This is a genomic window from Enterococcus sp. AZ089 (genome assembly GCF_050547225.1).
In the GTDB taxonomy this organism is placed as follows: Bacteria; Bacillota; Bacilli; order Lactobacillales; family Enterococcaceae; genus Enterococcus_D; species Enterococcus_D entomosocium.
In genome coordinates, this window is the sequence record NZ_CP172954.1 from 3,278,628 (window position 1) to 3,304,539 (window position 25,912).

The following is a 25,912-nucleotide window of genomic DNA, read 5'->3' on the forward strand; positions in this document are numbered from 1 at the left end:
ACCGCTATCTTTCTTTTCTATACTGAGGTTGTAGTAAAAATTGAAAGGAGATGTTAAGAAATTATGATGGAAAAAGTTCAGCGGTTTGGCGGTGCGATGTTTACCCCGGTCCTCTTGTTTTCATTTTCGGGGATCATGGTCGCGCTGTGTATTATCTTTAAAAATCCGATGCTTGTGGGGAGCATCGCCACTGAAGGCTCTACTTGGTTCAACATTTGGACGATCATTGAAAACGGTGCATGGACGGTCTTCAACCAAATGGAATTACTATTTGTTATTGGATTACCGATCGGTCTCGCAAAAAAAGCCAATGCGCGAGCGGCAATGGAAGCCTTTGTCGTCTATATTACTTGTAATTATTTTATTTCTGGCATGATCGAGTACTTTGGTCACTTCTTCGGTGTCAACTTTGCAGCTGATCCCGGCGGTGAGAGTGGCTTGAAAATGATCGCCGGCATCAAAACATTAGATACTGGTATTATCGGAGCAATTTTTATTTCGGCGATCGTCGTCTATCTTCACAACAAGTTTTTCGATACGAAGCTGCCTGATTTTCTCGGAATCTTCCAAGGCTCTTCCTTTGTCGTGATCCTTGGATTCTTTTTGATGTTGCCAGTCGCTTTCTTGATTGCATTGATTTGGCCGAAAGTCCAAGCTGGCATTGGGTCCATGCAAGGGTTTCTAGCAAGTGCTGGGGTCTTTGGGGTCTGGCTCTATACTTTCTTAGAGCGAATATTGATCCCCACAGGTCTCCATCATTTCGTGTATACCCCCTTTGTTTTTGGTCCTGCTGTCGTCGAAGAAGGAATCTCCAAATACTGGATGGCACATTTACAAGAATTTGCCCAATCCACCAGACCATTGAAAGAGCTTTTCCCTGAAGGGGGCTTTGCTTTACATGGCAATTCTAAGATCTTTGCTGCACCGGGGATCGCTGCTGCTTTTTATTTCACAGCCAAGCCTGAGAATAAAAAGAAAGTCTTAGCGATTTTGATCCCTGCCACTTTAACTGCCGTTTTAGCTGGTATCACTGAGCCATTGGAATTTACCTTCCTCTTTATCTCACCACCCCTCTTTGCGGTGCACGCTGTTTTAGCAGCGACCATGGCGGCAACGATGTTTGCCTTCGGGGTCGTTGGAGATATGGGGGGCGGCTTGATCGATCTGTTAGCGAAGGTCTGGATTCCGCTATTTCAAAATCATCGCAGTATGATCTTCACGCAGTTGGTGATTGGGTTAGCCTTTACTGCGCTTTATTTCCTTGTTTTCCGCTTCTTGATCCTCAAATTTAAGTTAGCCACACCAGGACGGGAAGAAAACAATAGCGAAGTCAAACTATACACCAAAAAAGATTACAAAGAAAAACAAGCCAACACTGGAACTCCAGTGATTGCCGGTGCCAATCGCTACACCGAACAAGCCGCAGTCTACTTAGAAGGGTTTGGCGGTCGCGACAATATCGATAAAGTCACTAATTGTGCCACTCGCCTAAGAATCACCGTCAAAGATCAAGACCAAGTGCTGCCAGATGACATCTTTAAAGGCGCTGGTGCCCATGGCGTCGTTCGTAACGGCAACGCCTTCCAAGTAATCGTTGGCCTGGATGTGCCACAAGTAAGAGAACAATTCGAAAAATTATTAGCTGTATCAGACTAAGGAGGAAGCAAAAATGAAAAAATTTTCAATCGTGATCGCTGGAGGCGGCAGTACCTTTACCCCAGGAATCGTCTTGATGCTTTTGGAACACTTGGATCGTTTCCCGATTCGCCAAATCAAGTTTTACGACAATTTGGAAGAACGACAAGAAAAAGTGGCACAAGCTTGCGAGATTTTATTGAAAGAACGCGCACCCGAAATCAGCTTTTTAGCAACCACTGATCCCGAAACCGCGTTTCAGGATGTCGATTTTGTGATGGCGCATATCCGAGTTGGCTTGTATGCGATGCGCGAAAAGGATGAAAAAATCCCTTTGAAATATGGTGTGGTCGGCCAAGAAACTTGTGGTCCTGGCGGGATCGCTTATGGGATGCGTTCTATCGGCGGTGTATTGGAGTTAGTCGATTATATGGAAAAATATTCCCCTGATGCGTGGATGTTGAATTATTCCAATCCTGCAGCGATCGTCGCAGAAGCGACTCGTAAATTGCGCCCTGATGCTAAGATCATTAATATTTGTGATATGCCAGTGGGAATCGAAGAACGGATGGCGCAAGCGATCGGTTTAGCTTCTCGCAAAGAATTGGTCGTTCGCTATTATGGCTTGAATCACTTTGGCTGGTGGACAGATATACGAGACAAAGCTGGCAATGACTTGCTGCCGCAGATCCAAGCGCATGTAGCAAAATACGGCTATTCATTGCCAGAAGAAATCGAAGCGAGCCAACATGCTGATGCCAGCTGGATGCACACCTTTGCCAAAGCAAAAGAAGTGTACGAGGTTGATCCATCCACTTTGCCAAATACCTACTTGAAGTATTACTTTTTCCCTCAAGATGAAGTGGCGCACACCAACCCATCTTTTACACGGGCAAATGAAGTCATGGCTGGCCGCGAAAAACACGTCTTTGGTGAATGCCAACGCATCGTAGAAAACCAGACAGCGACTGACACCACGCTTGAAGTGGATGAACACGCCAGCTACATTGTTGACCTTGCACGAGCGATTGCTTATAACACGCAAGAACGAATGCTGTTGATCGTGCCTAACGAAGGAGCGATCGTCAACTTTGATGAACAGGCAATGGTAGAAGTGCCTTGTATCGTCGGCAGTAACGGGGCAGAACCAATCACACAAGGCAAGATCCCTCGCTTCCAAAAAGGATTGATGGAACAACAAGTCGCCGTAGAAAAATTAGTCGTGGAGGCTTGGGCAGAGGGTTCTTACCAGAAGCTGTGGCAAGCACTGATTCTTTCAAAAGTGGTACCAAATGCCCGTGTAGCCAAAGAATTACTCGATGAATTGATCGAAGCAAATCAAGCCTTTTGGCCAGAATTACACTAGCCAGCGTTCTTCGCCTCCCCTCCTGGCTTTTCAGCTATACTTAATCAATAAGGAGGGGTTTTTGTGAAATTACAGTATTTGATTCAACAGCACCAAGCAGAGTTAAGTGAACTTGATCGTGGCATTCTGAACTATATTCTTTCCAACGGCGCCACCGTTCTATCTATGGGGATCGTCGAGCTATCCGAGCAGGTTCACGTCTCAAAGTCTTCTATTTTACGGTTGACGAAAAAACTTGGTTTTTCTGGCTATTCCGAGTTCAAATATTTTCTACGGCATCAGCAAGAACAGGCAACAACGATTTCGCAGCAAAAAACGATTTTTGAAAAGCAACAAGAGGATATTTTCGCCACCCTCAACTATGTAAAAACGGTAGACTTAGCTGCCCTCAACCGCTTGTTTGACCGCAGCAAAACCATCTACTGCTACCCAACTGGGTTTTCCCAAAAGAAAGCACTGGAGGAGTTTTCCAAAATGATGCTTTCTATGGAAAAACGAGTGATCGTATTGCCGAACAAAACGGAATTTGATATGGTCATGCCGATGATCACTGCCGAAGATTGTGTGATCATCGCCTCACTGAGCGGCGAAACAGAAAACGTCAAAGAGAATCTGACGACTTTTGCGATTCGTCAGATTCCCGTTTTGACATTGAGTGCGCCAGGAGATAATTATTTTGCTCGCCATTCAACGTTTCACCTGACCTATTATTGCGATTTTTTTCAAATCGGTCGCAAGAAAATCCCTAGCCAGTCTTTGATCGGACTGAGCTGCTTGATTGATTATTTGATCCGTTCCTACGGACTATTCACTTTACAGGAGGGCAACCATGACTAAACGAAAATGGGCGTTTCCATTGATTTTACTGAGTTATTGGCTTTTGATCGCCGGTGCTTACTATCTTTATCTTTCCTTGACTGCCTTCAACCATGGGATGACCTTTGCCCAGTACCTCAACTCGCAACCGTTAGCCGCTTTAGGGGTCTTGTTAAGTAGTCTCCTTTTGCTGCAAGGGGCTTGCCTGTACTTTATTCAACGGTTTTCCATGAGTAAAAAAGGCCTTTTGGGTCAGTATTTATTTCTGATCTTCTTTCAACAGTTGCTGACAGCGAATGTCATCGGCGCAGGACTCGTCTTTTTTACAAGAAGAAGTCTTTCGAGTCAGGAGGAAACCGCAACGTGGGGCGAAAAGAGTTTTACCTATGGGGCATTAGCATTCATTCTTTTATTGAGTTTATTCTTTTTCCTCCTTGTTCGATCAGCGATTTAACTTCCCCAAAAAGAAAAGCAGTGCCGGTTGGCACTGCTTTTTTGCTGTCGCTTCTGCTAGTTTGGCTCTGTTTTTGAAGCAAAAACCACTTTGATTCCAAAGTGATCGCTGACGATCGGAGTACGCGTTCCGTCAAAAACGACTTCATATTCCGTTGCTTGCAGGTCATTAGATGCAAAAACATAATCGATCCGCAATGCTTCTCGATTGTCTTGCCAACCATCAATGGCTTTAACGACAGAGGCTTCACCAATCGTTTCGGTAGCCGTTAAAAAGCTGTCTTGCAGCTGTAAGGAGCTGTCAAGGACGAGTTGATGACCAGAACTGGCCGCATCGTTGTTGAAATCTCCTAGAATCAATAAGGTATCTGCCCGTTCTGCTAAAAATGCTTCTGTCTGTTGCCACTCGTAGGCAAATTTACCGTCTTGCCACCAAGAAAAGTGACAGCTAACGACTTGTACGATCTGCCCATCGGCTTCAGTCACGCCGCTCAGGTTTTTGCGCGTGGTATGATCCCAGACATCCGTGGCTTGTGAAGCAAGATATTCTTTGGCAATGATGGGCTGTTTGGACAATAAGGCATTGCCTTCGTGGTAAATGTCATAGCCTACGTGACTGTAGGTCCATGACCAATAGTAGTCACAGTCTAACAGTTGCAGTTCTTCCACTAGGCGTAAAGCAAAATTGTCCTCCTTGATTTCCACCAGCGTATCTGTCGGGCAATAAAGCCCATCAGGAACGATGGTTTGAGCAGCGATCGTTTGGTTGACTTCTTGCAAGGCGATGATGTCATAGTTGCCTGTTGCAATCTCTTGTGCGATCATTTTGCATTTTTCTAGCTGATTTTCTTCTAACCAGCTATGGGTGTTCAATGTTAATACCTTCATGAATAAGGCTCCTTCTCTCGGTTTGCTTGTACGATTCCTTTTAAAAATAAAAGAGAGCGGGTCAACAAAAGAGTCGACCCGCTTGTCATTTTATTATAGTTTTACGATTCCAACAACTGCGGCTGCTTGTTGCTTGCCGATTTGGGTCAATTCAAAGGAATCGATTTGATCGCTGTTGGTCAACACTACAACGATGGTGGTGTCTTTGCCAGCAGCACTTACTGCAGCGAGATCCATCTCCGCTAACTTGTCACCGACCGCCACTGGTTGTCCTTCAGTGACAGATACCGTAAAGGGTGCACCGTTTAAGTCAACGGTATCTAAGCCCATGTGAACCAATACTTCGATGCCTTCATCAGAAAGCAAGCCGATCGCATGTTTCGTTGGGAAGATGTTGGTGACTTTCCCGCTGATTGGTGCGACAACTGTCGTCTGCTCTGGACGTATACCATAACCGTCACCCATCATTTTTTCCGCAAACACTTGGTCTTTGACAGAGGTGATCGGCATCACTTCTCCAGTGGCAACGGCAGCTAGTTCAGCTGTCACGCCTTGGCTTTGATGGGTAGTGGTTTCAGCTGGTGCTTGACTAGCAGTCGGTTCGGGAATCGTGACACCAGAATCTAAGATATCTTGAATGTCTGATTTTAAGACATCTGCTTTCGGTCCATAGACTGCTTGCACACCGTTGTCTTTTACGATCAAGCCTAAAGCCCCTGCGGCTTTCCACGCTTTTTCATCGCCGACCGCTTCCCGATTTTTCACAGAAACTCGTAAACGGGTCATACATGCATCAACGTCGGAGATATTTTCACGTCCCCCTAATAAATGAATGATTTTCACGACTTGCGAATCTGGGTTCAAGTTGCCATCCGCCGAAGCAGTTGCTGGCGCATCGCTGGCCCCTTCTGTTTCATAGTTGCCGTTTCTACCTGGTGTTGCAAAGTTGAATTTTTTGATCAAGAAGTTTGCCAAGAAATACATCCCGACACCAAAGACGATGGTCACTAACACAAAGTTGATCAAATCTTGTCCTAAGCCGGCATTGATCGCCATTGGGGTACGTGTCAACAACTCGATATTCCCAAAAGAATGGACCCGTAAGTTGACGATATCCGCCATCGCAAATGCCGCCCCTTGTACGACTGCATAAACGATGTAAAGCGGTACGGCAGCAAACATAAACATGAACTCCAACGGTTCCGTTACCCCTGTCAAGAAGACAGCGATGGCAGCTGATAAATACATAGAGGTATATTTGTGCCGTTTGTCCGCATCGACATTGCGGTACATGGCATAAGACAAGCCCATCAAGATCCCAGATGAACCAATCATTTGTCCAACTTTAAAGCGGGCAGGAACAAAGTTTTCCAATAAAAATTGATATTGTGACGTATCGCCAGCATTGCGCATGTTCACTAGGTCCGTTGCCCAAGCAAGCCATAATGGGTCTTGTCCAAAGACTTGGGTGCCGGCTTGTGCCCCAGAAAGAATTGTGTAGGTTCCACCTAATTCGGTGTAATTGATCGGGATCGTCAACATATGATGCAGCCCGAATGGTAAGAGCAGCCGCTCCAAGGTTCCAAACAAGAAAGGTGCTAAAACGGGCGCACTTTCTTGTGATTGCGCGATCCATAAACCGAAGTTGTTGATGCCGGCTTGAATGTAAGGCCAAACGATCGATAATACTAATGCGACGACTACTGAACGGGCAATCACCACGAAAGGGACGAAGCGTTTGCCGTTAAAGAAGGAAAGCGCATCCGGTAATTTGCGGAAATTATAGTATTTGTTGTAAGCTGTTGCCCCCACAAAACCGGCGATGATCCCGACAAAGACACCCATGTTCAAAGCAGGTGCTTCTAATACACTAGTAAAGAAACCGTCGATCATGATCTTTGTCCCAAACAACGTATGGGTAAAGGCGCCTTCTTCGGTTAACATCGCGCTCGTCACGCCAAAGATCGAACCAGTGATCCGGTTGATCAAAATAAAGGCGATCCCGGCAGCAAATGCCCCACCAGCTCGCTCTTTAGCCCAACTACCACCAATAGCTAATGCAAATAATAAATGCAGGTTACCAATAATTGCCCAACCAATGTTTTCAATGACGCCTCCTGTGGTGATCAAGAATGCCCAGTCGGCATTAATCATTGGGATCGTTTTCCCAATACTGATCATCAAACCAGCGGCTGGCATAACAGCGACAACCACCATTAGCGCTTTTCCGAATTTTTGCCAAAATTCGAAGCTCAATAATTTTTTCATCTTCCTTCTTCCTTCCCTGAATCGATTTACGCAATCGGTTTCTTAATAATTTCATTCTAACGGAGAAAAAAGATTTTGTAAACCCAGAAATATCAAAAGGGATTCTATTCGCTTTTCCACCTTTATATAACTGAATCTTTCTTTCTCGATGTTTCCTAATAGGAAATTCTTTAAACGCAACAACTTTCACTTGACGATGCAATCGTTTGCGCTTATGATAGAGATATCAAAAAGATTCTGGAGGGACTTTCATGAAAAAAATCCAACGATTGTTCGAGATCGATCCATGGAAAATCGCGACATCTACCTTAGATAAAGAAAATCGTCGACTGCAAGAGTCGCTAACAAGCATCGGGAATGGCTACATGGGAATGCGCGGCAACTTTGAAGAACAATACAGCGGCGATCATCACTTAGGTACCTATATCGCAGGTGTCTGGTACCCAGACAAAACCCGTGTTGGCTGGTGGAAAAACGGCTATCCTGACTATTTTGGCAAAGTGATCAATGCGGTCAACTTTATTGCAATGGACCTATTTGTCAATGACCAATTAGTCGACTTAGCAAAAATCAGCCCAAGTGATTTCCGTTTAGAACTAGACATGGAAACCGGGATTTTACGCCGCAACTTTACTGTCACTTTGGCAGGTGCAACGATTAAATTCTCTTTTGAACGCTTCTTGAGCATCGTAAAACGTGAACTTGCCCTCATTAAGATGGATGCTGAGATCATTGAAGGCGACGCTGAGATTAAAGTCGTTTCTAAACTAGATAACAACGTCCATAACGAAGACAGCAACTACGACGAACGTTTCTGGGAAGAATTGGCTCATGGCCAAACCGAAACCTTCCATTACTTGACCACTCGGACTGTAGAAAATAATTTTGACATTGAACGCTTCACTGTCACTTCTGCTATGCGTCATAGCCAAACACCGACTGATTCCGTGAAAAGCGAACTTTGCGTCGCTGATACCTTTGCCTTTTCTGGGGCAGCCGGTGACACCTTCTCATTGATCAAAGAAGTCTTGATCATTACGAGTCGTGATGTTCCCGCTCATGATCATCCAGCAAAAGTCACCGAATTAGGCACTTTATACAAAGCAGATTATGATGCGTTGCGTGCAGAACAAGTCGCTGCTTGGAAAGCCCGCTGGGATTTAGCCGATGTGATCATTGAAGGCGATGCTGCGGCGCAACAAGGGATTCGTTTCAACCTGTTCCAATTGTTTTCAACCTATTATGGCGAAGACGAGCGCTTGAACATCGGACCGAAAGGCTTTACTGGTGAAAAATATGGCGGTGCGACTTACTGGGATACCGAAGCCTATGCAGTCCCATTGTATTTGGCATTAGCAAAACCAGAAGTGACCCGCAACTTGTTGAAATACCGTCACAACCAATTGCCGCAAGCCCATATCAATGCGCAAAAACAAGGCTTAGCAGGTGCCCTTTACCCAATGGTGACCTTCACTGGGATCGAATGCCACAATGAGTGGGAGATCACTTTCGAAGAAATTCACCGAAACGGTGCCATCGCTTATGCCATCTACAACTATACGAATTATACTGGCGATACAAGTTACCTGAAAAAAGAAGGATTAGAAGTGTTAAGCGCGATTTCACGTTTCTGGGCAGATCGTGTCCACTATTCAAAACGTCAGCAAAAATACATGATCCATGGCGTCACTGGACCAAACGAATACGAAAACAATATCAATAACAACTGGTACACCAATAAAATGGCTACTTGGGTCTTAGCTTATACCTTAGCCAGCTATGAAGCCTTCAAAGACGAAGCGGCTGTCACGATCTCTGACGAAGAGCAAGCCAAATGGCAAGACATCATCGACAATATGTACTTCCCAGAAGACCAAGAGCTTGGAGTCTTCGTCCAGCATGATACCTTCTTAGACAAAGACTTGATGCCCGTTTCCGATCTTGATCCAAAACATTTACCATTGAACCAAAATTGGTCGTGGGATCATATCTTGCGCTCTTGCTTTATCAAGCAAGCCGATGTTTTGCAAGGGATCTACTTCTTCGGTGATCAATTCAGCAAAGAAGAAAAACAACGGAACTTTGATTTCTATGAGCCGATGACAGTGCATGAATCTTCCCTTTCCCCAAGTATTCATGCGATTTTGGCAGCGGAATTAGGCATGGAAGAAAAAGCGTTGGAAATGTATGAGCGGACTGCTCGTCTTGATTTGGACAATTACAACAATGATACCGATGATGGCTTGCACATCACTTCTATGACCGGCAGCTGGTTAGCGATCGTTCAAGGCTTTGCTCAAATGAAAACCGATCACGACCACTTAGGGTTTGCGCCATTCTTACCTAAAACGTGGAGCCGCTATGCCTTCCACATCAACTATCGTGGACGTCTGCTCTTTGTTTCCGTCAATGAGTCAACGGTGACTTTGAAAAAAATCAGCGGTGAGGCATTGCCAATCAAGGTTTATGGCAAAGACTATGTTTTAGAAGACGAAATCAGTACAGCGATCAACTAAACAAGCCTTCTGAAAGAAGAAATGTCTGCATTTCTTCTTTCTTTTGATTGGCTCTACCCTTGTGCCGACACTTTGTGATACTATAAGCTAAAAAAGGAGGGAAATCAGTGAGCATTACGGTCAAAGATGTCGCCAAAAAGGCTGGCGTCGCTACATCCACGGTTTCTCGTGTCGTAAACGATCATCCCAGCATTTCTGAAGATACCAAGAAGAAAGTGCGCAAAGTAATGGCAGAAATGGGCTATGTCCCCAATCTTGCAGCTCGAAATCTCGGCAAACAGATATCCAGTGCCATCGGCGTGATCTTGCCGCCTCTTGATTCGAAAGAACGACTAGGAAACCCCTTTTATTTAGAAACGATCGAAGCCATCAATGAAGAGGCCCGCCATCATCAAATGACGGTTGCCGTTGCCTCCGCCCGTGACTTTGCTACATTACTAAAAAACGTGGAACGGATGCACCTGCAAAAACAAGTAGATGGCTTTATCTTGGTCTATTCCGATGAAAAAGACCCCATCATCGATTATCTGGTCGAAAAAGAAGTCCCCTTTACCTTGATTGGTCAACCATACAGCAATGAAGACAAAATCGTTTTTGTCGATAATGACAACCAGTTGTTAGGCAAGCAAGCAACCGAGCATCTGATCGCCCAAGGGCATACGAAGATTTTATTTGCTACTAATACGACCCATGAAAATCTGTATTTCGAACGTTTTTTCGGCTACCAAAAAGCCATGATGCTGGCAAATCTCCCCTTTTATCCAGCATTGACCTTTGAAAAAGCGGAAGATTACGTCACGTTCGAAGAAACGATCAAAGAATCCCAAGCAACGGCCATCGTCGTGATCGATGATCTGTTCGCTGTGCGGATCATTCAATTAGCGACGATGTATGGCTACAAAGTCCCCGACGATTTATCCATCATCAGTTTCAACAATTCGATCTTTGCTACTTTGACACATCCGTATTTGACTAGTATCGATATCAACGTGTTGTCCTTAGGAAAAATCGCTACCGAACGGCTGATGGCGCAATTGAATCATGAAGATTCAAACGGCGTACAGCTGGTCGTACCACATAAGCTGATCAAACGAGAAACAGTCTTGAACCGCAACCAGTTGAACTGATCCGCTGTGTCTGGTCCACTTCCCCCACACGCAAAAGCACCCGCTGTCCCTAGGGATAGCGGGTGCTTTTCATATTTTTATTTATACTCTTTGCTTTCCAGGCGGAACAATGGACTCATTGGTGTATTTTCGTGAATGCGGCGAACGGCTTCCCCCATCAATTCAGCACAAGAAATGTAGTGCAGTTTTTCTGGATGGCGTTCTTCGCTGGTCCAACAAGAATCGGTGACACAAATCCTTTCAATCGCTGATTGATCCAAAATTTCTTTAGCTGGCGGCGAAAGTAAGGCGTGAGACACACAAGCATACACTTCGCTGGCACCAGCTTCCTTCAACAAGTCTGCCGCTTTTGCCAATGTATGGCCGGTATTTAAAATGTCATCAACTAAAATACATTTTTTCCCAACGACATCACCAATCACATAGCCGCCATCGGCTTCATCTTGATCGACGATCGCGATCGCTGTATCTAAGTATTCTGCCAAACTACGGGTCCGTTGGACACCGCTGTTTTTTGGTGAAACAACGACATAGTCGTCACCAGTCATTTTTTGTTCGCGATAATAATGGGCAAACAATGGGATCGTAAAGAGATTATCCACTGGGATGTCGAAAAATCCTTGAACTTGGACGGCATGCAGATCAAGCGTCAAGATCCGAGAAGCCCCTGCTTCCACCAGCATATTGGCAATCAATTTTGCAGTAATCGGCTCATGCGGGTTGGCGGTTCGGTCTTGCCGCGCATATGCGTAATAAGGCAAAACGACATTGATGGTCTTCGCACTAGCCCGTTTCATCGCATCGATCATGATCAGCAACTCTAAATAATGATCATTGACGGGTTCATTCGTCGATTGAATGATATAAATATGGTCGCCCCGCACACTTTCTTCAATATTGATGGCAATCTCTCCATCACTAAACTGTGTCACTTTTGACTTCCCTAGTTCTGTACCGAAAACTTTCGCAATGTTTTCTGCTAATGGTAAATTTCCATTTAAACTAAAAATTTTCAACGAACTATCTTTATAACTTTCGCCCATGATTGCCTCCAATGAATGTGGTTGTTTTCTTCTATTCTAGCACAAAGTGACTGTTTTTTTAACCGTCTCGTTCAAGGAAGTGTGACGGTACCGTTTACCCAACTGGCGGGAATTACTTTTTTGTAGTTGCCCCAGTTGTCATGAACTTTAAAATAGCGTTCTCCGCTGGCGGTTTCGGCGTAGGCGTAAGCCACGACCCAATGATTGCCATATGTGCTGCCTAAAGGCTTCAAAATACCGATGATCACCGGTTTGCCTTCGTCGATTCGTTTGCACGCTCGATGCCAACCGCCAACAACGGTCGCACGTCCGCGGTAAGGCAATTGGAATTGATCGAAAAACCGAGTCAAACCATGACTGACTTGCCAAGCGATCGTCGGCAACCCATGAGGCTGAATCAGCACACGCAGCATTTCCGTCACTACTGTCAGATCCCGCTGTTTTTTTCGACGAAACGCTTTCGGGATGATCGTTTCATCGATGTAATCTTGATAGTAGGCCAAAAAGACGGCTGCCGCATAGGTGCCGCATAAATACCCTGAAGGAGTGACCCACTGCTTATACGGACGAAACCGCTCTTCGGCGATCCCTTTCCACTCTACTTGTTCCATCTCGTTCACCTGCCTTTTTTCTTATTATACCTTAGATTCTCCTCCTACTTGGATCAAAACCCTTTTTCGTCTAGAAAACTTTTCTTTGCGTCCTTACAGATTTTGTTTCATAATAGTAGAAAGCGAGAGGAGCGAAAGACATGACAACCTTGTTAAAAGATGATTTTTATGACTATGTAAATGGCGAGTGGCTGGAGACCGCTGTTATTCCAGCAGATAAACCCGCTACGGGTGGATTCCAAGATCTCGTTGACGGAATCGATTCCTTAATGATCGCAGAATTTGAAAATATGGCACACGATCCCCATGCTACGCCAAAAGGCCGCATGAAGGATGCTGTGGCTTTTTACCGCTTAGCCAGCGATTTTGCCCAACGAGAGGCAGCTGGCGCTACTGAAGCAAATGCACTATTAGCAAAAATCGAAGCGTTGCGTTCTTATGAGGAATTGAATCAGCAACTGGCAAGTTTCGTTTTAGATGGCATTGCCTTGCCTTTCCAACTGGATGTCGATGCAGACATGAAAAATGCGCAAATGAATACTTTGTCGGTCTATCCGCCTGCTACTATTTTGCCGGATAAAACCTATTACACAGAAAATCCCCAAGCAGGCGAAATGCTGCAAGTCTACTTTGAGATGGCCGTCAACGTTTTAGTTGCTTACGGAAAAGACCAAGCAGAAGCGGAATCGTTGGTAGAGCAAGCGATCGCATTTGATAAATTGATCGCCCCTCACGTCCGCAGTGCGGAAGAAAGTGCGGATTATAGTAAAAACTACAATCCTCGCTCCTTGGAGGAATTTGCAAAGCAAGCTAGCAAGATCGATTTTACACAACTCTTGACAGCCCTTTTACCAGGTACACCAGAAGAGCTGATCGTAACGGAACCCGCTTACTTTGAAGCCTTTGACATTATTGTTTCTGATAGCCATTTTGAACTCTTGAAAGGCTGGATGATCGTCAACCAAAGCTTGCGCTATACTAGCTATCTGAGTGAAGAATTGCGTCAGTTAGGCGGAACCTACAGTCGCTACTTATCAGGGATCGATGAAGCGGCTCCCCAACAAAAAGCGGCTTATTACTTAACGATGGGTCATTTTAGTCAAGTGATCGGTGATTATTATGGACGCAAGTACTTTGGGGAAATGGCGAAAAAAGACGTCAAACACATGGTGGAAACAATGATTGCTGTCTACCAAGATCGTTTGCGCAACAACACGTGGTTAAGTGAAGAAACCCGCCAAAAAGCGATCATCAAATTGAATCGTTTAGGCATCCATGTCGGGTACCCTGATCAAGTTCCTGCTATTTATGATCAATTGCATACCGATGAAGAGAAAAGTCTGCTGGCAAATGCCCTGCATTTCAATCGTTTGTTCCGAGAAGATGGCTTCAAAAAATGGCAGCAGCCCGTGGATCGCGAGGAATGGGAAATGTCCGCCGCTACCGTGAATGCCTACTATCACCCATTTAAGAACGTGATCGTTTTCCCAGCCGCAATCTTACAAGCGCCCTTTTATAGTTTGGAACAATCCACCAGCGCAAATTATGGGGGGATCGGCGCGGTCATTGCTCATGAGATCTCCCACGCCTTTGACAACAACGGGGCAAAATTTGATGAATATGGTAATTTAAACAATTGGTGGACAGAAGAAGATCTGGCCCACTTTGAACGCTTAGCTCAAGCGATGATCGACGAGTTTGATGGCCTGCCCTTTGCCGGCGGTACCGTCAACGGAACATTGACTGTTTCTGAAAACATCGCCGATGCAGGCGGACTAAGCTGTGCGCTAGAAGCAGCGCAAAAAGAAAGCGATGTTTCTTTAACAGACTTCTTCACCAATTGGGCGAAGATTTGGCGTACAAAAGCCAAAGAACAATACCAACAGCTCTTACTGGCGATCGATGTCCACGGGCCATCGAAACTACGGGCCAATATCCAAGTCCAAAATATCGATGAATTCTATACAACCTTTGATATCAAACCTGGTGACCCTATGTATCGTGCACCAGAAGATCGTGTGCAGATCTGGTAAACAAAAGCGTAAGAAAAAGACAAACCATAGATAGCTAGGGTTTGTCTTTTTGCTATGGATTTTTTAGAAGTGATAGATGAACGAGACAACTAACGAAAGAACCCCCAGGAGAATATGAATGATACCTATGCCTACGAAAAAACAAAGCAAGACATGGTACATCCTGCATTTTCTATCTTCATAATAAAAGGCTTTATAATAGTCGAATGCCAATACACACCGCAGTAAAACATAGAACATCATAAAAAAATGAAGAAAGTAGAGCCGTTCCAGATGATAGGTGATTTTCTCTAACGGTATCGTTCGAGATAGTAAACCAATCAAGGGATCGGCAGTGAAAATCAAGATAAAAAAACCGGCCAAGAAGAAGAAAACGTGCTCAATTCCAGCGAGATGCTTTTTGTATTCAGGAACAAGCTCATGACGGTTTAAACTTGAAGTTGTATTCCAGGCTAGTATCATAATCATTGCACTCACAGCCGTTAACCCAATCTCTCGAATATCTGAAGTTCCAAGAGTTCCAATAGGTCTGATTGGGGGTCTATAAGGCCTGAGTGGGGATCTATGATATTTCTCAAAAATTATTGCGCTCCCAAAGATTACATAATCAATGATGGAATAGATCTTCCCTTTTCGCTGATAACTATCAAGGGGTTGATATCTTTTTTTCAATACATTAAAAACCTCCTCACAATTTAAATGGAGTAATCCAGTAACAAACTTATTCGATTGAAAGACAATCTTTTAATCACCTAAAGCTTGTCTTTTGCTAATGGATTCTTTTAGAAAGGATGAATAAATGAGACAAATTAAGTAAGAGCGGCACGAAGAATACGAATGACACCTATGCCTACGAAAAAACAAAGCAAGACATAATACATCCTGCATTTTTTATCTTCATAATAAAAGGCTTGATAATAATCGAATGCCAATACACACCGCAACAAAACATAGAACATCATAAAAAAATGAAGAAAGTAGAGCCGTTCCAGATGATAGGTGATTTTCTCTACCGGTATCGTTCGCGATAGTAAACCAATCAAGGGATCGGCAGTGAAAATCAAGATAAAAAAACCAACCAAGAAGAAGAAAACGTGCTCAATTCCAGCGATATGCTTTTTGTATTCAGGAACAAGCTCATGGCGGTTCAAACTTAAAGTTGTCTCCCAAGCTAGCAAAAACACCATTGCGCTCACAGCCGACAACCCAATCCCACGAATATCTGATCTCCCACGAATTATAGGTCTAATTGGGGAGCTATGATATGTTTCAAGTAATATTGCAGCCCCCATAATTATATGATCAATGATGGAATAGATTTTTCCTTTTCGCTTGTATAACGTCACTTGATCCGTTTTCCCCAATACAAAGCCCCCTATTCTATTCATAACTGAGTATATTTTTGAAAAAACTTTTCCTATGGCAATGAGGTATGGACGTAAACTCCGAAGACACTATTTGCGAAATAAAAAGTTTATGGACATGATCCACATATAGAAGAGTGCACCTCCTACTAGAAATAAAAAGCTGTATACATAAATATAGCCCATGTAGCATTTTCTTTTTTTGTAATAAAAGGCTTGATAGTAATCAAAAGCGAATAAACACCGTATCAAAGCGAACAGTAACATAAGTAGATTGAGAAAATACAATCGATCTAAGTGATACATAATCTGTTTCAAAGGTAATTGGTTTCGAAAAAGCAAATGATTAATTAAGCTTTCTGATCTGAATAAAAGCAAAATAAAAGAGACGAGTAAGCCGAGAAAAAAACTGATTTCTATACTATGTTTTTTTTCTTTAGGAATGTTTTTATGCGCATTCAACAAATAGGTCTTATAAAGAGAGTAGGACATTAATACGCTAAATAAGCCACCTACCATATACTCGTTCGTCCCCGGAATATGTAAATACTTAGGAATCGTAAGCGGAAAAGAATGATATGCACTAAAACAAAGGGCTGAGGTGATCACTAGATAATCAATCAAAGCATACAATTTTCCTTTAGTTGTATCATCGTCGAATATCTTGAATTTTTTCACTTCCCTCCTCTTTTAGCAATCAAGGTTATCTGCTTAGGGATACCTCCAAAAATTAAGACGAAATAACTAATCCTATATTTTTTAAACAAATTAATCAAATTTAGATAAAACAATTCATTTTTTTATTTTTATATGATAAATTCAACTTGTATAACACGTGTTGTCAAACTTTAATTATGAGGAGGAATTGAAATGAAGCAAAAATATTCAGTTATATTGTTACTTGTCGTTTTACTGAGTGGTTTTTTCTCACCAATCACGGCATATGCTGTCAGTGAGAGTGGCAATTTTGCAGATGTTCCTGATGACCATTACGAAAAAGCGAATCTATTGGTCGCCCTTGAAGAAGAGCTAGTAGAAATCGGTTTATCTTTGGAAATCTTTGCTAATACGAGTATCGATTTTGAAAATTTACAGTACCAGTCACTATTGCCAGCAGAGGAGCGTTCAGAAAGAAGTCTACCAGCTGTTACGCCGGTCGTTCCTTTTGAGTTTCCTAAAGTCAAACAATTTGCCACTAGAATTTACGGGAACAATCCCACCAATGATCACTTATGTACACATTTATGCTTTATTATTTTGATGTGCATGATTATGATCGCAATGCTGGGCTGGTGGGTGACAGACTTCCCCTTCGTTACTACCCTGAGTATTACACCTTCAATGACACCAATGCTTACAATGCCTTCCTTAGAACCACTACGGGAACCAAGTACTTGAATTTCGCGTTATCATCTTATGATACGGTAATTAGTCTTAAAGATTATTTTTCAAATCTAGATATCTATAACCTTAAAAATCATGTCTCTAATGTAAAAAAATCCATTGCGGGTTACAAGACCTTAGAACATGGAGCCTCTTTCATTGATGCTATTCATAAATATTTCACTGAAGAAAAACCTTCATTAGAATCCATAAACTCCCCAGAAAAATTCATGGAAGAAATTTCCAAAATAATCGATACACAAGAAACCATCGACCAAGCTTCGAAAAAAGCTTTAAAAGGGATGTATGACACCGTTTTAGACTCTGTCTTTCTTCTACTTATGGGTGCAAATCCAATTGGGATAGCGGGAATCGCTACCATGTATGTTACCGCTATGGCGACAATGTACGTATCTATTATTGATCTTGCTGCCATCAATACTTTAGCGGGTACACGAAACAGCCGTCTAAACTTTAGACAGCTTAATAACTGGGGTATGTGGTAGCAAATAAAAATCAATTTGTTACCTATCCCCACCACTTACTATATGAAGAAGGAACCTTCGGAAATCAGTTGATTTTCGAAGGCTCCTTCTTCTATCGTTGTTTATTTCTGTAAAGCTTTTTTCATCATACTAATCACAGAATCGAATTGAGAATGCTCATTGACGACTTGATCGGCTTTTTGTCGATTGGGGCGGTCTTTTAGAAAGTCGAAGATTTGGTTTTCATTCTGGATTCCTAGTTTAGCCATAAACTCATCCAAGTTCTGAAAATCTGTATACTTTTGTAAGAAGTCATTGTTCAACAACGCCTTCACATCAAGATTCCCTTTTTGATACGCTTGATAAAGGCTAGTCAGTTCACTGAAACTGAAATTTGCTTTTAATTGATCCATCCATCCCATTTATGCTTCCTCCTTCGCAGAAATGATTTTCGCACCAAGGGTATTTTCAAAATGGCGTAGTGCCCATTCATGTCCGACCGCGTCAAAGCTGGCAACGGTATCTGCATCGATCACCAGTTGGTAGCCTAAATTATAGGCATCCACTGCTGTATGCAAGACACAGATGTCGGTACAAACGCCGGTCAGGTACAATTCCGTGATCCCTCTTTCCCGGAGTCGGATGTCCAAGTCGGTACCACTAAACGCTGAGTAATGGCGCTTGTCGATCCAATAGACATTTGGCGCTTCCTGATAGGTTTCATAAAGCGGGGCTAAACGACCATAAAGATGTCGCCCCGCACTGCCCGCAAGATTGTGAGGTGGGAACAAGCGGTTTTCAGGATGATAGTTGTCTGTTTCCTCATGACGATCAATGGCAAAAACGACATACTCACCGGCTTCGATAAAGGCTTGCGTCCGAGCCACTAAGGCAGCTTCAATCGCTTGCCCAGCAGCACCCGTGGTCAATCGTCCCTCATCTGCAACAAAATCAAACGTATAATCAATGGATAGTAATGCTCTCATGCTTCCTTCCTCCTCTTACGGATCGGCTCTCCTGTTTTTTAAGTTACTTTAATGTTTCAACGAATGCCAAGACCATTTCAGCGGAACGCTTGCCAGCTTCTAAGATAAACTCATCAAAAGAGACGGTTGCTGCGTGGTCGGCGGTGTCGCTGATCGCGCGCACGATCAAGAAAGGAATATTGAATTGCTGCGCGGTCTGTGCGATCGCGGCTCCTTCCATCTCACAAGCCAAGGCATCTGGAAAATGTCCTAAAATCTCCTGTACTTTTTGCGGGTCATGAATGAAGCTGTCGCCTGTAACGATCAGTCCCTTTTTCACGGTATGATGGGTCGCTTCTGCGGCTTTTGTCATCTCACTGATCAAATAGCGGCTGGCTTCATAATACAAAGGCATCCCACCAGGCAACTGGCCATATTCATAACCAAAGCCCGTCACATCGACATCAAAATAGGCCACTTTATCTGAGATCACTAAATCCCCTACTTGTAAACCGGCACCGATCCCACCAGCTGATCCAGTATTGATCACCATATTGACCCCGTATTGTTGGATCAGTAAACTAGTGGTGATCGATGCCAGAACTTTACCAATACCTGAACGAACGACGATCACTTCATGATTGCCGATACTTCCTGAAATAAATAGTGCGCCGCCGCGTTCCCAAGAAAGCGGTGAAATCAACTGTTCCCGCAACGCCTTGATTTCTTCCTCCATTGCACCAATAATACCAATTTTCATGTGTTTGCCTCCTGCTTCTCGTTTATTTTTCATCCTTTAAAATGAAAAACAACAGAAATTCCCACGTATCTACTGACGTGTTTTTTCTCCTTTCATGATAAACTAGTTTTGACGAAACGAACAGTTTTTTGTCATTATCAAAGGAGGCACTTATGTCTGAAATTTTCAACGCCATGGCAGCAAAATACGATACCCCTGAACGGATCGCGTTAGCACAATTAGTCACCCAAACCCTTGAACCTTATTTTAAAGACAACCAGCACCAAACTCTGATCGATATCGGCGGCGGTACCGGCCTAGTAAGTCTGCCCTTAGCAGCTTATGTCCAGCACTTAGCCATCTGGGATACTGCCCCTGGCATGATCGAGGTTTCTGAAAAAAAAATCAACCAACTGCAGCTGGCCAATGCTTCTGCAACTGTCCACGATCTGCTGCAAGAATCCTTACAAGCAAAAGCAGACGCTGTGCCGCTATCCCTCGTCTTGCTGCATATTCCTGACACAGCCGCTATGATGGAAAAACTATACGCCTTGCTGCAGCCAGGAGGAACCCTTTACCTAGTGGATTTCCTCAAAAATCCCGCCGTGTCTCACCCGCTGGTTCATAATGGGTTTGACCCTGCTGCATTGACTCAACTGACAGAGGCGATTGGGTTTACCGACACTTCCTTTACCGTTTTTCATGAAGCGGATCATTTGTTCATGAATCAGCCAGCGGCCATGTTTTTAGCTATTTTGAAAAAGCCGACCGAATAACAAAAAAGCCGCACTTGCAGAAGATGCAGGGGCGGCTTTTTCTTAGTACTAGATGAATCACAACAAAAAGATCGCCAAACCGACGACGACTAACAATAAAGTGACGATCACAATGGCTTTCATTAAAAAACGGTTCAGATCCCGAGATTTCTGGTTCTCACCGGCACGGGTCTTCGTGATTTCTTTGTTTTTCTTGCGCACTTTTCGGTAGTGGTTATCAATTTGTTTTTCTTTTTGTTTCCATTCTTTCTTGCTTTGCTTTTCTACGATTTGCTGATTACGTTCAGACGCCGCTTGTTCTTCTTCGCGTCGGCGTCGAAGTTCACTGCGGGTGATCAATGGTTCTTTAGGCAAGTCCGTTCCTCCGTTTCAATTCCAGCAACTCCCAAAATTGGATCGCAAACACGGTCTTCGCATCACAGATCGTTCCATCAGCGATAGCGGCTTGTGCTTGCTCTAAGCTCAATTCATAGACTTCCAGCACTTCGTCTTCGTCTTGCGGTAAGGGATTTGCCACTTTTTCCAGCTCTTTCGCATAATAGACGTGCAAGATTTCATTCGCAAAGCCTGGTGAAAGGTACATAGAAGAAACATGCTCTAGCGTTTTTGCGCGATAGCCAGTCTCTTCTTCCAATTCCCGGGCGCCAGTCAAATCTGGACGTGCGCCTTCTCCTGGATCGATTTTGCCTGCTGGTATCTCTAAAATCACTCGCTCTAATGGCTTTCTGAATTGGCGAACGAACAGCATTTTGTTCTCACTCGTCAAGGCGATCACGGCCACCCCACCTGGGTGGAAGACTAGTTCGCGTTTACTGGTTCCACCATTGGGCAAGGAGACATCATCAACCACCACATCAATGATTTTGCCATGGAAAATTTCATTCCGTTGGATCGTTTTTTCTTCAAAATCTTTAAATTCTAACATCTATCGACACCTAACTTTCCTCATACGTCTTATCTATCAAACACTTTAGCATAATTTAGAAAAAATATCTTCTTAAGAAATGGCAAGAAAGCTTATGAATTTACTAAAAATCGGAAAATCCACCCCAAGTCTGATATTTTTCTTTTAGTGAACATGCTAAAATAAAGATGTCGAATAACCCAATCTACTTGTCCAAGAGATTTTTAGGAGGAGGAAAAATGAAAAAAAACATCTGGCTGATCGTTGGTGCGATCGTCCTCATCAGTATTATTTTTAACGTAGTAGGCGATTCATTTGCGAGCCTATTATTAATCGTCGGTGCGATTTTAGTCTACGTCGGTATCAGAGGACGTAAAGTTCCGGCAGCGGATCCACAAGTTTTGCCTTCTTTAACGAGAGAACGAGAAGCCCATTACTTGAAAAGCGGAATGACTGCTCGTGAGATCGAATTGTTCCGTGAAACGATGAATCAGACGAAACACCAAATCGATAAATACCAAAAAAATATCACTAGCAATAACAAGTTAAAAGCCATTGACTTGCGTCACGATGCCTTGCGTGCCTCAAAAGCTCTTTTCAAAGAACTCGTAAAAGAACCAACTAAACTGCCTTTGGCAAGTCATTTCCTTTATACCCACTTGCCCAATATGGTCGATTTGACCGATAAGTTCATTGAAATCAATAGCCATGAGATCAAAAGTCGTGAGACCTATGATAAAATCGAAGAAAGCACACAAATTATCGAGCAAATGGCTTCCTTGATCGCCAAAGACTACTCCCAATTTGTAGCAGACGATCTTGATGACATGGATATTGAGTTATCCATTGCCAAACAAAGCATAAAACGAGATAATGAATAGGGATAGATTCTGATTGGCAACAAAAAAAGAATCTAAAAAAAATCTAGCCCAGGCTAGATTTTTTTCGAAAGCAGACAATTATTAGGAGGAGTTATTATGAGTGACACACCAAATCAAGTAAAACCCGTAACGGATACGCTTGACGATTTATTGAACAACCCATTTTCAACCCCTGTCGACACTTTGACCACTACTCAACAAGCGGAGATCAGTCAGCTGAAAGAACAGCAAACAGCACCGCGTTTGATTGACAAATTACCGCCAGAGCGTCAAGCACAGGCCCAAGAATTAGCCAGCAAGATCGATGCAACTGACCAGCAAGCAGTCATCACCTATGGTGCAGCTGCCCAAACCAAACTTGGGGAGTTTTCCCAATCTATGTTGAACCATGTCCAAGCAGCTGATATCGGCCCTGTGGGCGACTCATTGACTGAGTTGATGTATCGCTTGCAAGAAGCTAATCCAGATGAACTGCGTGCAGGTGAAGGCAACTTATTCAAGCGGATGTTTGGTAAAGTAAAACAATCCATTTTTGAAATCACCGCTAAATACCAAAAAATCGGTGCCCAAATCGACAAGATCGCCGTCAAATTGGATAAAGAAAAAGACGGTTTGCTAAAAGACAACCTGATGTTGGAACAGTTGTATCAAAAGAACAAAGATTACTTCGATGCATTGAACATCTACATTGCCGCTGGCGAGTTGAAGATGCAAGAATTGCAAACCAAAATCATTCCTGAAGCTATGAAAAAAGCAGAAGAAACGAATGATCAAATGGACGTACAGATCGCCAACGATTACACGCAATTCCTAGATCGTTTAGACAAACGGACTCATGACTTGCGCTTGGCACGTCAAATCACGATCCAACAGGCACCGCAAATTCGCCTGATCCAAAACACGAACCAAGCGCTAGCAGAAAAAATCCAAGCTTCTGTCAATACAGCGATCCCACTATGGAAAAACCAAGTGGTCATTGCCTTGACTTTATTGCGTCAAAAAGATGCAGTTACGGCACAGCGCCAAGTTTCTGAGACCACCAATGATCTATTGAAGAAAAACTCAGAAATGTTGAAAGTTTCTGCTATTGAAACAGCGAAAGAAAACGAGCGCGGCATCGTCGACATCGAAACATTGCAAAAAACACAAAACGACCTTGTGGAAACGATCCAAGAAACATTACGGATCCAAAAAGAAGGAAAAGAAAAACGTCGTGCTGCCGAAGTGGAATTAGGTCATCTAGAAGAAGACTTGAAAGACCGCTTATTGGATTTAACTAGCAACAAGTAAATTTCACCTATCAAAAGAGGACTTCCATTCCCGGAGTCCTCTTTTTTTGAAAAAATTGATTTAAGTGAAGGCAGCAATCAAATCTCAATGAAATGAAACTTCAAAGTGATTGACGCCGTCTTGATCCACCGTCAAACTGATTTGCGCCTCCAGCATTTCTGTGATGGCTTTGGCGATGGCTAAACCTAACCCATAGCCACCGTCTTGATGGTTGCGAGAAGGATCCCCGCGGTAGAAGCGGTCAAAGACATAGGGAATTTTTTCTTCGGGGATCAGACAACCACTGTTGGAGACTTGCAATACTGTCTTTCGTTGCCGTTCGATTAGGGCCACTTTGACTGTTTCTCCAGCGGGCGTGTATTTCAAGGCATTGTCTACCAATATCATGGTCAATTGCCGCAAGGCTTGCTCATTGCTTTCAAGGTGCACCTGTTTAGCGATCTGTTCCTGATAGTGGATCCCTTTTTCCAGCGCAATCGCCTCCATGCTTTGATAAACACTTTGCACGACTTGACTGGCGTCGATCAAAGAACGCACCATTTCTTGTTCGGCACTTTCGAATTTGGTCAACAGCAATAAGCTATTCACTAGCTCATCCATCCGTTCGGAACCTAACTGAATGTTTTTCAGCCATTTCATCTGGCTTTCCAAGGTTTCTTCTGGACTGCCAGCTAATACCTCAGCATTGACTTGAATGATCGCCAGTGGTGTTTTCAACTCATGGGAAGCGTTAGAAACAAACTCTTTTTGTTTGCGCCAAGCCAGTTCCACCGGTCGCAAGGCTCGATTGGCCACATAAAAACTAGCGATATAAATACTGGCTAAAGCTAAAACGCCGATGAGCAAAAGCGTGTTTCTTAGATTTCTCAGACTGGTCTTATAATCGGTGACATCAAAAAACATTACTTGGTAATACGGCTCATAGCTATTGATACTGGTAGAGTACATTCCCATTGACTCATTATTGATGGAATAATGGCTGAAAGAAGCTACCAAAAAGAGGGAATAGCGCCAATAACGATCATTCAACTTCACCTCGTTTGGTACTGCTCCTTGCTTCGTTGCTGTATCGACCAAAGCGGCATACAGTTCGCTCTCATCGACACCCTCATCATCACTTTGGATCTCAACGTCGACTTGATCGCTGACAACTAAGCCAATTTCTCTGACGTCACTCGTACTATTGATGACAGTCAAAATCATTGGATATTCTGGGTCTGCCAGTGATTGACGCACTTCTTCCTCATCTAACGGTGCTGCAGCTAGGAGATTTGATTCTTGCGAGACGAGCGATTGGATCTCGTTTTCAATTTGGGTGGCATTCAAAATATAGATAAAGGTAAAGGCACCTAAGACAATGATCGAGATCAGTGCCATATTGAACCACAGCATTTTATTTCGCAATTTTTTTAACATGGCGGCTCCTTGCTCTGCAAAATGTACCCCGCATTACGGATCGTGCGAATGCCGATATCTGCTTCAAGCAGTGCCAATTTTTTCCGCAGCAAAGACACATAGATTTCAACGCGGTTTTCTTCCACATCGGGATCAAAGCCCCAAATTTTATTGATGATGGTTTCTTTTGATAAGATCACTTTGGGTCTAGATAAGAACAGTTCCATCAGTTTCATTTCTTTGGGTGACAACACCACTTGATTGCTAGGCGTGGCTAACTGCAGCTCATTACGATCTAAGCCCACGTTGCCAAAGGCTAACTGGTCTTCTTGATAATCCAAATCTTTTCTTCTGCCTAGCGAACGAATCCGTGCCAGCAACTCTTTCATTTGAAAGGGTTTCGTCAAGTAATCATCTGCCCCTGCATCCAAGCCGAGTACTTTGTCATCGACTTCGCTTTTGGCCGTCAACATAATGATCGGCGTGCGAATATTTTGCTTGCGTAACGTCTTTAGCAATGTGATTCCATCGATTTTGGGCAGCATGATATCCAAAACGAGAATGTCATATACACCACTCGCTGCATAATCTAATCCGGTTTCGCCGTCAAAGGCCAAATCGACGGAATAATGTTGTTTCTTCAATAAGCTGGCAACAGCTTCTGCGATCGATGGCTCATCTTCTACGAATAAAATCCGCATTGGTCAGTCCCCCTTTTGCACTCATCATTTCTTTTTCAGTCACTTTTCAGTAAGCACAATCATTCCTATAGACTCATTCCAATTGTTCTCCAATAAAACGTTCTGTTGAAACGATCCGCATGTGTACACTTGTTTGATGAATCCACATGTGTAGCAACAATGCTACCATACCGCTTAGTAAAAACACAAACAGCTTTTTCCTAAGGTCTTGAAAATTCTCTTGATGACGCATGGGTTTCCTCCTTCTTGCAGGTCATCGATAAATCCGCTCGA

General features: G+C 43.5%; 26 protein-coding genes. 12 read left to right on the forward strand and 14 right to left on the reverse strand.

Going from position 1 to position 25,912, the window contains the following annotated elements:
• Positions 1-63: 63 nt before the first annotated feature.
• The 4 genes from IGJ01_RS15165 to IGJ01_RS15180 all read left to right on the forward strand — a co-directional run bounded on the left by IGJ01_RS15165 (position 64) and on the right by IGJ01_RS15180 (position 4,271).
• Positions 64-1,656, forward strand: a complete 1,593-nt coding sequence (locus tag IGJ01_RS15165) for an alpha-glucoside-specific PTS transporter subunit IIBC (RefSeq protein ID WP_005233553.1) — start codon at positions 64-66, stop codon at positions 1,654-1,656.
• A 13-nt stretch (positions 1,657-1,669) separates the two neighbouring features.
• Positions 1,670-3,001, forward strand: a complete 1,332-nt coding sequence (locus IGJ01_RS15170) for a 6-phospho-alpha-glucosidase (RefSeq protein WP_008379332.1) — start codon at positions 1,670-1,672, stop codon at positions 2,999-3,001.
• A gap of 63 nt (positions 3,002-3,064) precedes the next feature.
• Positions 3,065-3,838 (forward strand): MurR/RpiR family transcriptional regulator, encoded by a 774-nt coding sequence (locus tag IGJ01_RS15175; protein WP_016612954.1) that lies wholly within the window; start codon positions 3,065-3,067, stop codon positions 3,836-3,838.
• Positions 3,831-4,271 carry a hypothetical protein gene (locus tag IGJ01_RS15180; protein ID WP_016621938.1) on the forward strand — a complete coding sequence of 147 codons (441 nt, stop codon included), beginning with the start codon at positions 3,831-3,833 and terminating at the stop codon, positions 4,269-4,271. The genes IGJ01_RS15175 and IGJ01_RS15180 overlap by 8 nt, the downstream gene beginning before the upstream one ends.
• 56 nt (positions 4,272-4,327) lie before the next feature.
• Here IGJ01_RS15180 and IGJ01_RS15185 read toward each other — a convergent pair whose 3' ends face one another.
• Entirely contained in the window at positions 4,328-5,158 is an 831-nt protein-coding gene (locus tag IGJ01_RS15185) for an endonuclease/exonuclease/phosphatase family protein (RefSeq protein WP_430601228.1), read from the reverse strand.
• 93 nt (positions 5,159-5,251) lie between these two features.
• On the reverse strand, positions 5,252-7,426 hold the full coding sequence (locus IGJ01_RS15190; protein ID WP_430601229.1) for a PTS transporter subunit IIBC: 2,175 nt from the start codon (positions 7,424-7,426) through the stop codon (positions 5,252-5,254).
• A gap of 251 nt (positions 7,427-7,677) precedes the next feature.
• On the opposite strand from IGJ01_RS15190, the gene IGJ01_RS15195 reads away from it, so the two are divergent.
• Positions 7,678-9,942 carry a glycoside hydrolase family 65 protein gene (locus IGJ01_RS15195; RefSeq protein ID WP_430601230.1) on the forward strand — a complete coding sequence of 755 codons (2,265 nt, stop codon included), beginning with the start codon at positions 7,678-7,680 and terminating at the stop codon, positions 9,940-9,942.
• Between the two features lie 107 nt (positions 9,943-10,049).
• Positions 10,050-11,069 carry a LacI family DNA-binding transcriptional regulator gene (locus IGJ01_RS15200; protein WP_005227844.1) on the forward strand — a complete coding sequence of 340 codons (1,020 nt, stop codon included), beginning with the start codon at positions 10,050-10,052 and terminating at the stop codon, positions 11,067-11,069.
• A 77-nt stretch (positions 11,070-11,146) separates the two neighbouring features.
• On the opposite strand, the gene IGJ01_RS15205 is transcribed toward IGJ01_RS15200, so the two are convergent.
• Together IGJ01_RS15205 and IGJ01_RS15210 are read right to left on the reverse strand one after the other, a co-directional pair.
• Positions 11,147-12,112, reverse strand: coding sequence for a ribose-phosphate diphosphokinase (locus IGJ01_RS15205; protein WP_005233536.1), 966 nt, complete (start codon positions 12,110-12,112; stop codon positions 11,147-11,149).
• Between the two features lie 71 nt (positions 12,113-12,183).
• Complete coding sequence (locus IGJ01_RS15210; protein WP_005233534.1) at positions 12,184-12,723, reverse strand: C39 family peptidase; 540 nt, start codon at positions 12,721-12,723, stop codon at positions 12,184-12,186.
• Between the two features lie 140 nt (positions 12,724-12,863).
• On the opposite strand from IGJ01_RS15210, the gene IGJ01_RS15215 reads away from it, so the two are divergent.
• Positions 12,864-14,756: a M13 family metallopeptidase gene (locus IGJ01_RS15215; RefSeq protein WP_430601231.1), complete on the forward strand. Its 1,893-nt coding sequence runs from the start codon at positions 12,864-12,866 to the stop codon at positions 14,754-14,756.
• Between the two features lie 63 nt (positions 14,757-14,819).
• On the opposite strand, the gene IGJ01_RS15220 is transcribed toward IGJ01_RS15215, so the two are convergent.
• Positions 14,820-15,428, reverse strand: coding sequence for a hypothetical protein (locus IGJ01_RS15220; protein ID WP_430601232.1), 609 nt, complete (start codon positions 15,426-15,428; stop codon positions 14,820-14,822).
• A 137-nt stretch (positions 15,429-15,565) separates the two neighbouring features.
• A complete protein-coding gene (locus IGJ01_RS15225; RefSeq protein ID WP_430601233.1) occupies positions 15,566-16,120 on the reverse strand; it encodes a hypothetical protein in 555 nt (184 codons plus the stop codon).
• Between the two features lie 870 nt (positions 16,121-16,990).
• On the opposite strand from IGJ01_RS15225, the gene IGJ01_RS15230 reads away from it, so the two are divergent.
• Both IGJ01_RS15230 and IGJ01_RS15235 read left to right on the forward strand, forming a co-directional pair.
• On the forward strand, positions 16,991-17,518 hold the full coding sequence (locus tag IGJ01_RS15230) for a hypothetical protein (RefSeq protein WP_430601234.1): 528 nt from the start codon (positions 16,991-16,993) through the stop codon (positions 17,516-17,518).
• On the forward strand, positions 17,515-18,009 hold the full coding sequence (locus IGJ01_RS15235; RefSeq protein ID WP_430601235.1) for a hypothetical protein: 495 nt from the start codon (positions 17,515-17,517) through the stop codon (positions 18,007-18,009). Before IGJ01_RS15230 ends, IGJ01_RS15235 begins: the two co-directional genes overlap by 4 nt.
• 101 nt (positions 18,010-18,110) lie before the next feature.
• Here the strand turns inward: IGJ01_RS15235 and IGJ01_RS15240 are convergent, their stop codons facing one another.
• From IGJ01_RS15240 to IGJ01_RS15250, 3 genes are read right to left on the reverse strand one after another with little or no spacing between them, the layout of a single operon-like run.
• Entirely contained in the window at positions 18,111-18,410 is a 300-nt protein-coding gene (locus IGJ01_RS15240; protein ID WP_008379310.1) for a hypothetical protein, read from the reverse strand.
• On the reverse strand, positions 18,411-18,974 hold the full coding sequence (locus IGJ01_RS15245; protein WP_008379309.1) for a cysteine hydrolase family protein: 564 nt from the start codon (positions 18,972-18,974) through the stop codon (positions 18,411-18,413).
• 43 nt (positions 18,975-19,017) lie between these two features.
• On the reverse strand, positions 19,018-19,713 hold the full coding sequence (locus IGJ01_RS15250) for a 5'-methylthioadenosine/adenosylhomocysteine nucleosidase (protein ID WP_005227823.1): 696 nt from the start codon (positions 19,711-19,713) through the stop codon (positions 19,018-19,020).
• A 152-nt stretch (positions 19,714-19,865) separates the two neighbouring features.
• Between IGJ01_RS15250 and IGJ01_RS15255 the strand changes: the two genes are divergently transcribed.
• Positions 19,866-20,468: a class I SAM-dependent methyltransferase gene (locus IGJ01_RS15255; protein WP_430601236.1), complete on the forward strand. Its 603-nt coding sequence runs from the start codon at positions 19,866-19,868 to the stop codon at positions 20,466-20,468.
• Between the two features lie 57 nt (positions 20,469-20,525).
• Here IGJ01_RS15255 and macP read toward each other — a convergent pair whose 3' ends face one another.
• The gene (gene macP / locus IGJ01_RS15260) at positions 20,526-20,822 is read right to left on the reverse strand and encodes a cell wall synthase accessory phosphoprotein MacP (RefSeq protein WP_005233519.1); all 297 of its coding nucleotides are present in this window, start codon (positions 20,820-20,822) and stop codon (positions 20,526-20,528) included.
• On the reverse strand, positions 20,815-21,393 hold the full coding sequence (locus IGJ01_RS15265) for an NUDIX hydrolase (RefSeq protein ID WP_008379307.1): 579 nt from the start codon (positions 21,391-21,393) through the stop codon (positions 20,815-20,817). Before IGJ01_RS15265 ends, macP begins: the two co-directional genes overlap by 8 nt.
• 218 nt (positions 21,394-21,611) lie before the next feature.
• Here IGJ01_RS15265 and IGJ01_RS15270 point away from each other — a divergent pair, with 218 nt between their 5' ends.
• Both IGJ01_RS15270 and IGJ01_RS15275 read left to right on the forward strand, forming a co-directional pair.
• Positions 21,612-22,253 (forward strand): 5-bromo-4-chloroindolyl phosphate hydrolysis family protein, encoded by a 642-nt coding sequence (locus tag IGJ01_RS15270; RefSeq protein WP_008379306.1) that lies wholly within the window; start codon positions 21,612-21,614, stop codon positions 22,251-22,253.
• A 96-nt stretch (positions 22,254-22,349) separates the two neighbouring features.
• Positions 22,350-23,543 (forward strand): toxic anion resistance protein, encoded by a 1,194-nt coding sequence (locus IGJ01_RS15275; protein WP_005233515.1) that lies wholly within the window; start codon positions 22,350-22,352, stop codon positions 23,541-23,543.
• An 84-nt stretch (positions 23,544-23,627) separates the two neighbouring features.
• On the opposite strand, the gene IGJ01_RS15280 is transcribed toward IGJ01_RS15275, so the two are convergent.
• From IGJ01_RS15280 to IGJ01_RS15290, 3 genes are all read right to left on the reverse strand, one after another.
• On the reverse strand, positions 23,628-24,959 hold the full coding sequence (locus IGJ01_RS15280; RefSeq protein ID WP_008379305.1) for a sensor histidine kinase: 1,332 nt from the start codon (positions 24,957-24,959) through the stop codon (positions 23,628-23,630).
• The gene (locus IGJ01_RS15285; protein WP_140966112.1) at positions 24,953-25,639 is read right to left on the reverse strand and encodes a response regulator transcription factor; all 687 of its coding nucleotides are present in this window, start codon (positions 25,637-25,639) and stop codon (positions 24,953-24,955) included. The genes IGJ01_RS15280 and IGJ01_RS15285 overlap by 7 nt, the downstream gene beginning before the upstream one ends.
• 73 nt (positions 25,640-25,712) lie before the next feature.
• A complete protein-coding gene (locus IGJ01_RS15290) occupies positions 25,713-25,871 on the reverse strand; it encodes a hypothetical protein (protein WP_301388126.1) in 159 nt (52 codons plus the stop codon).
• Positions 25,872-25,912: the final 41 nt, after the last annotated feature.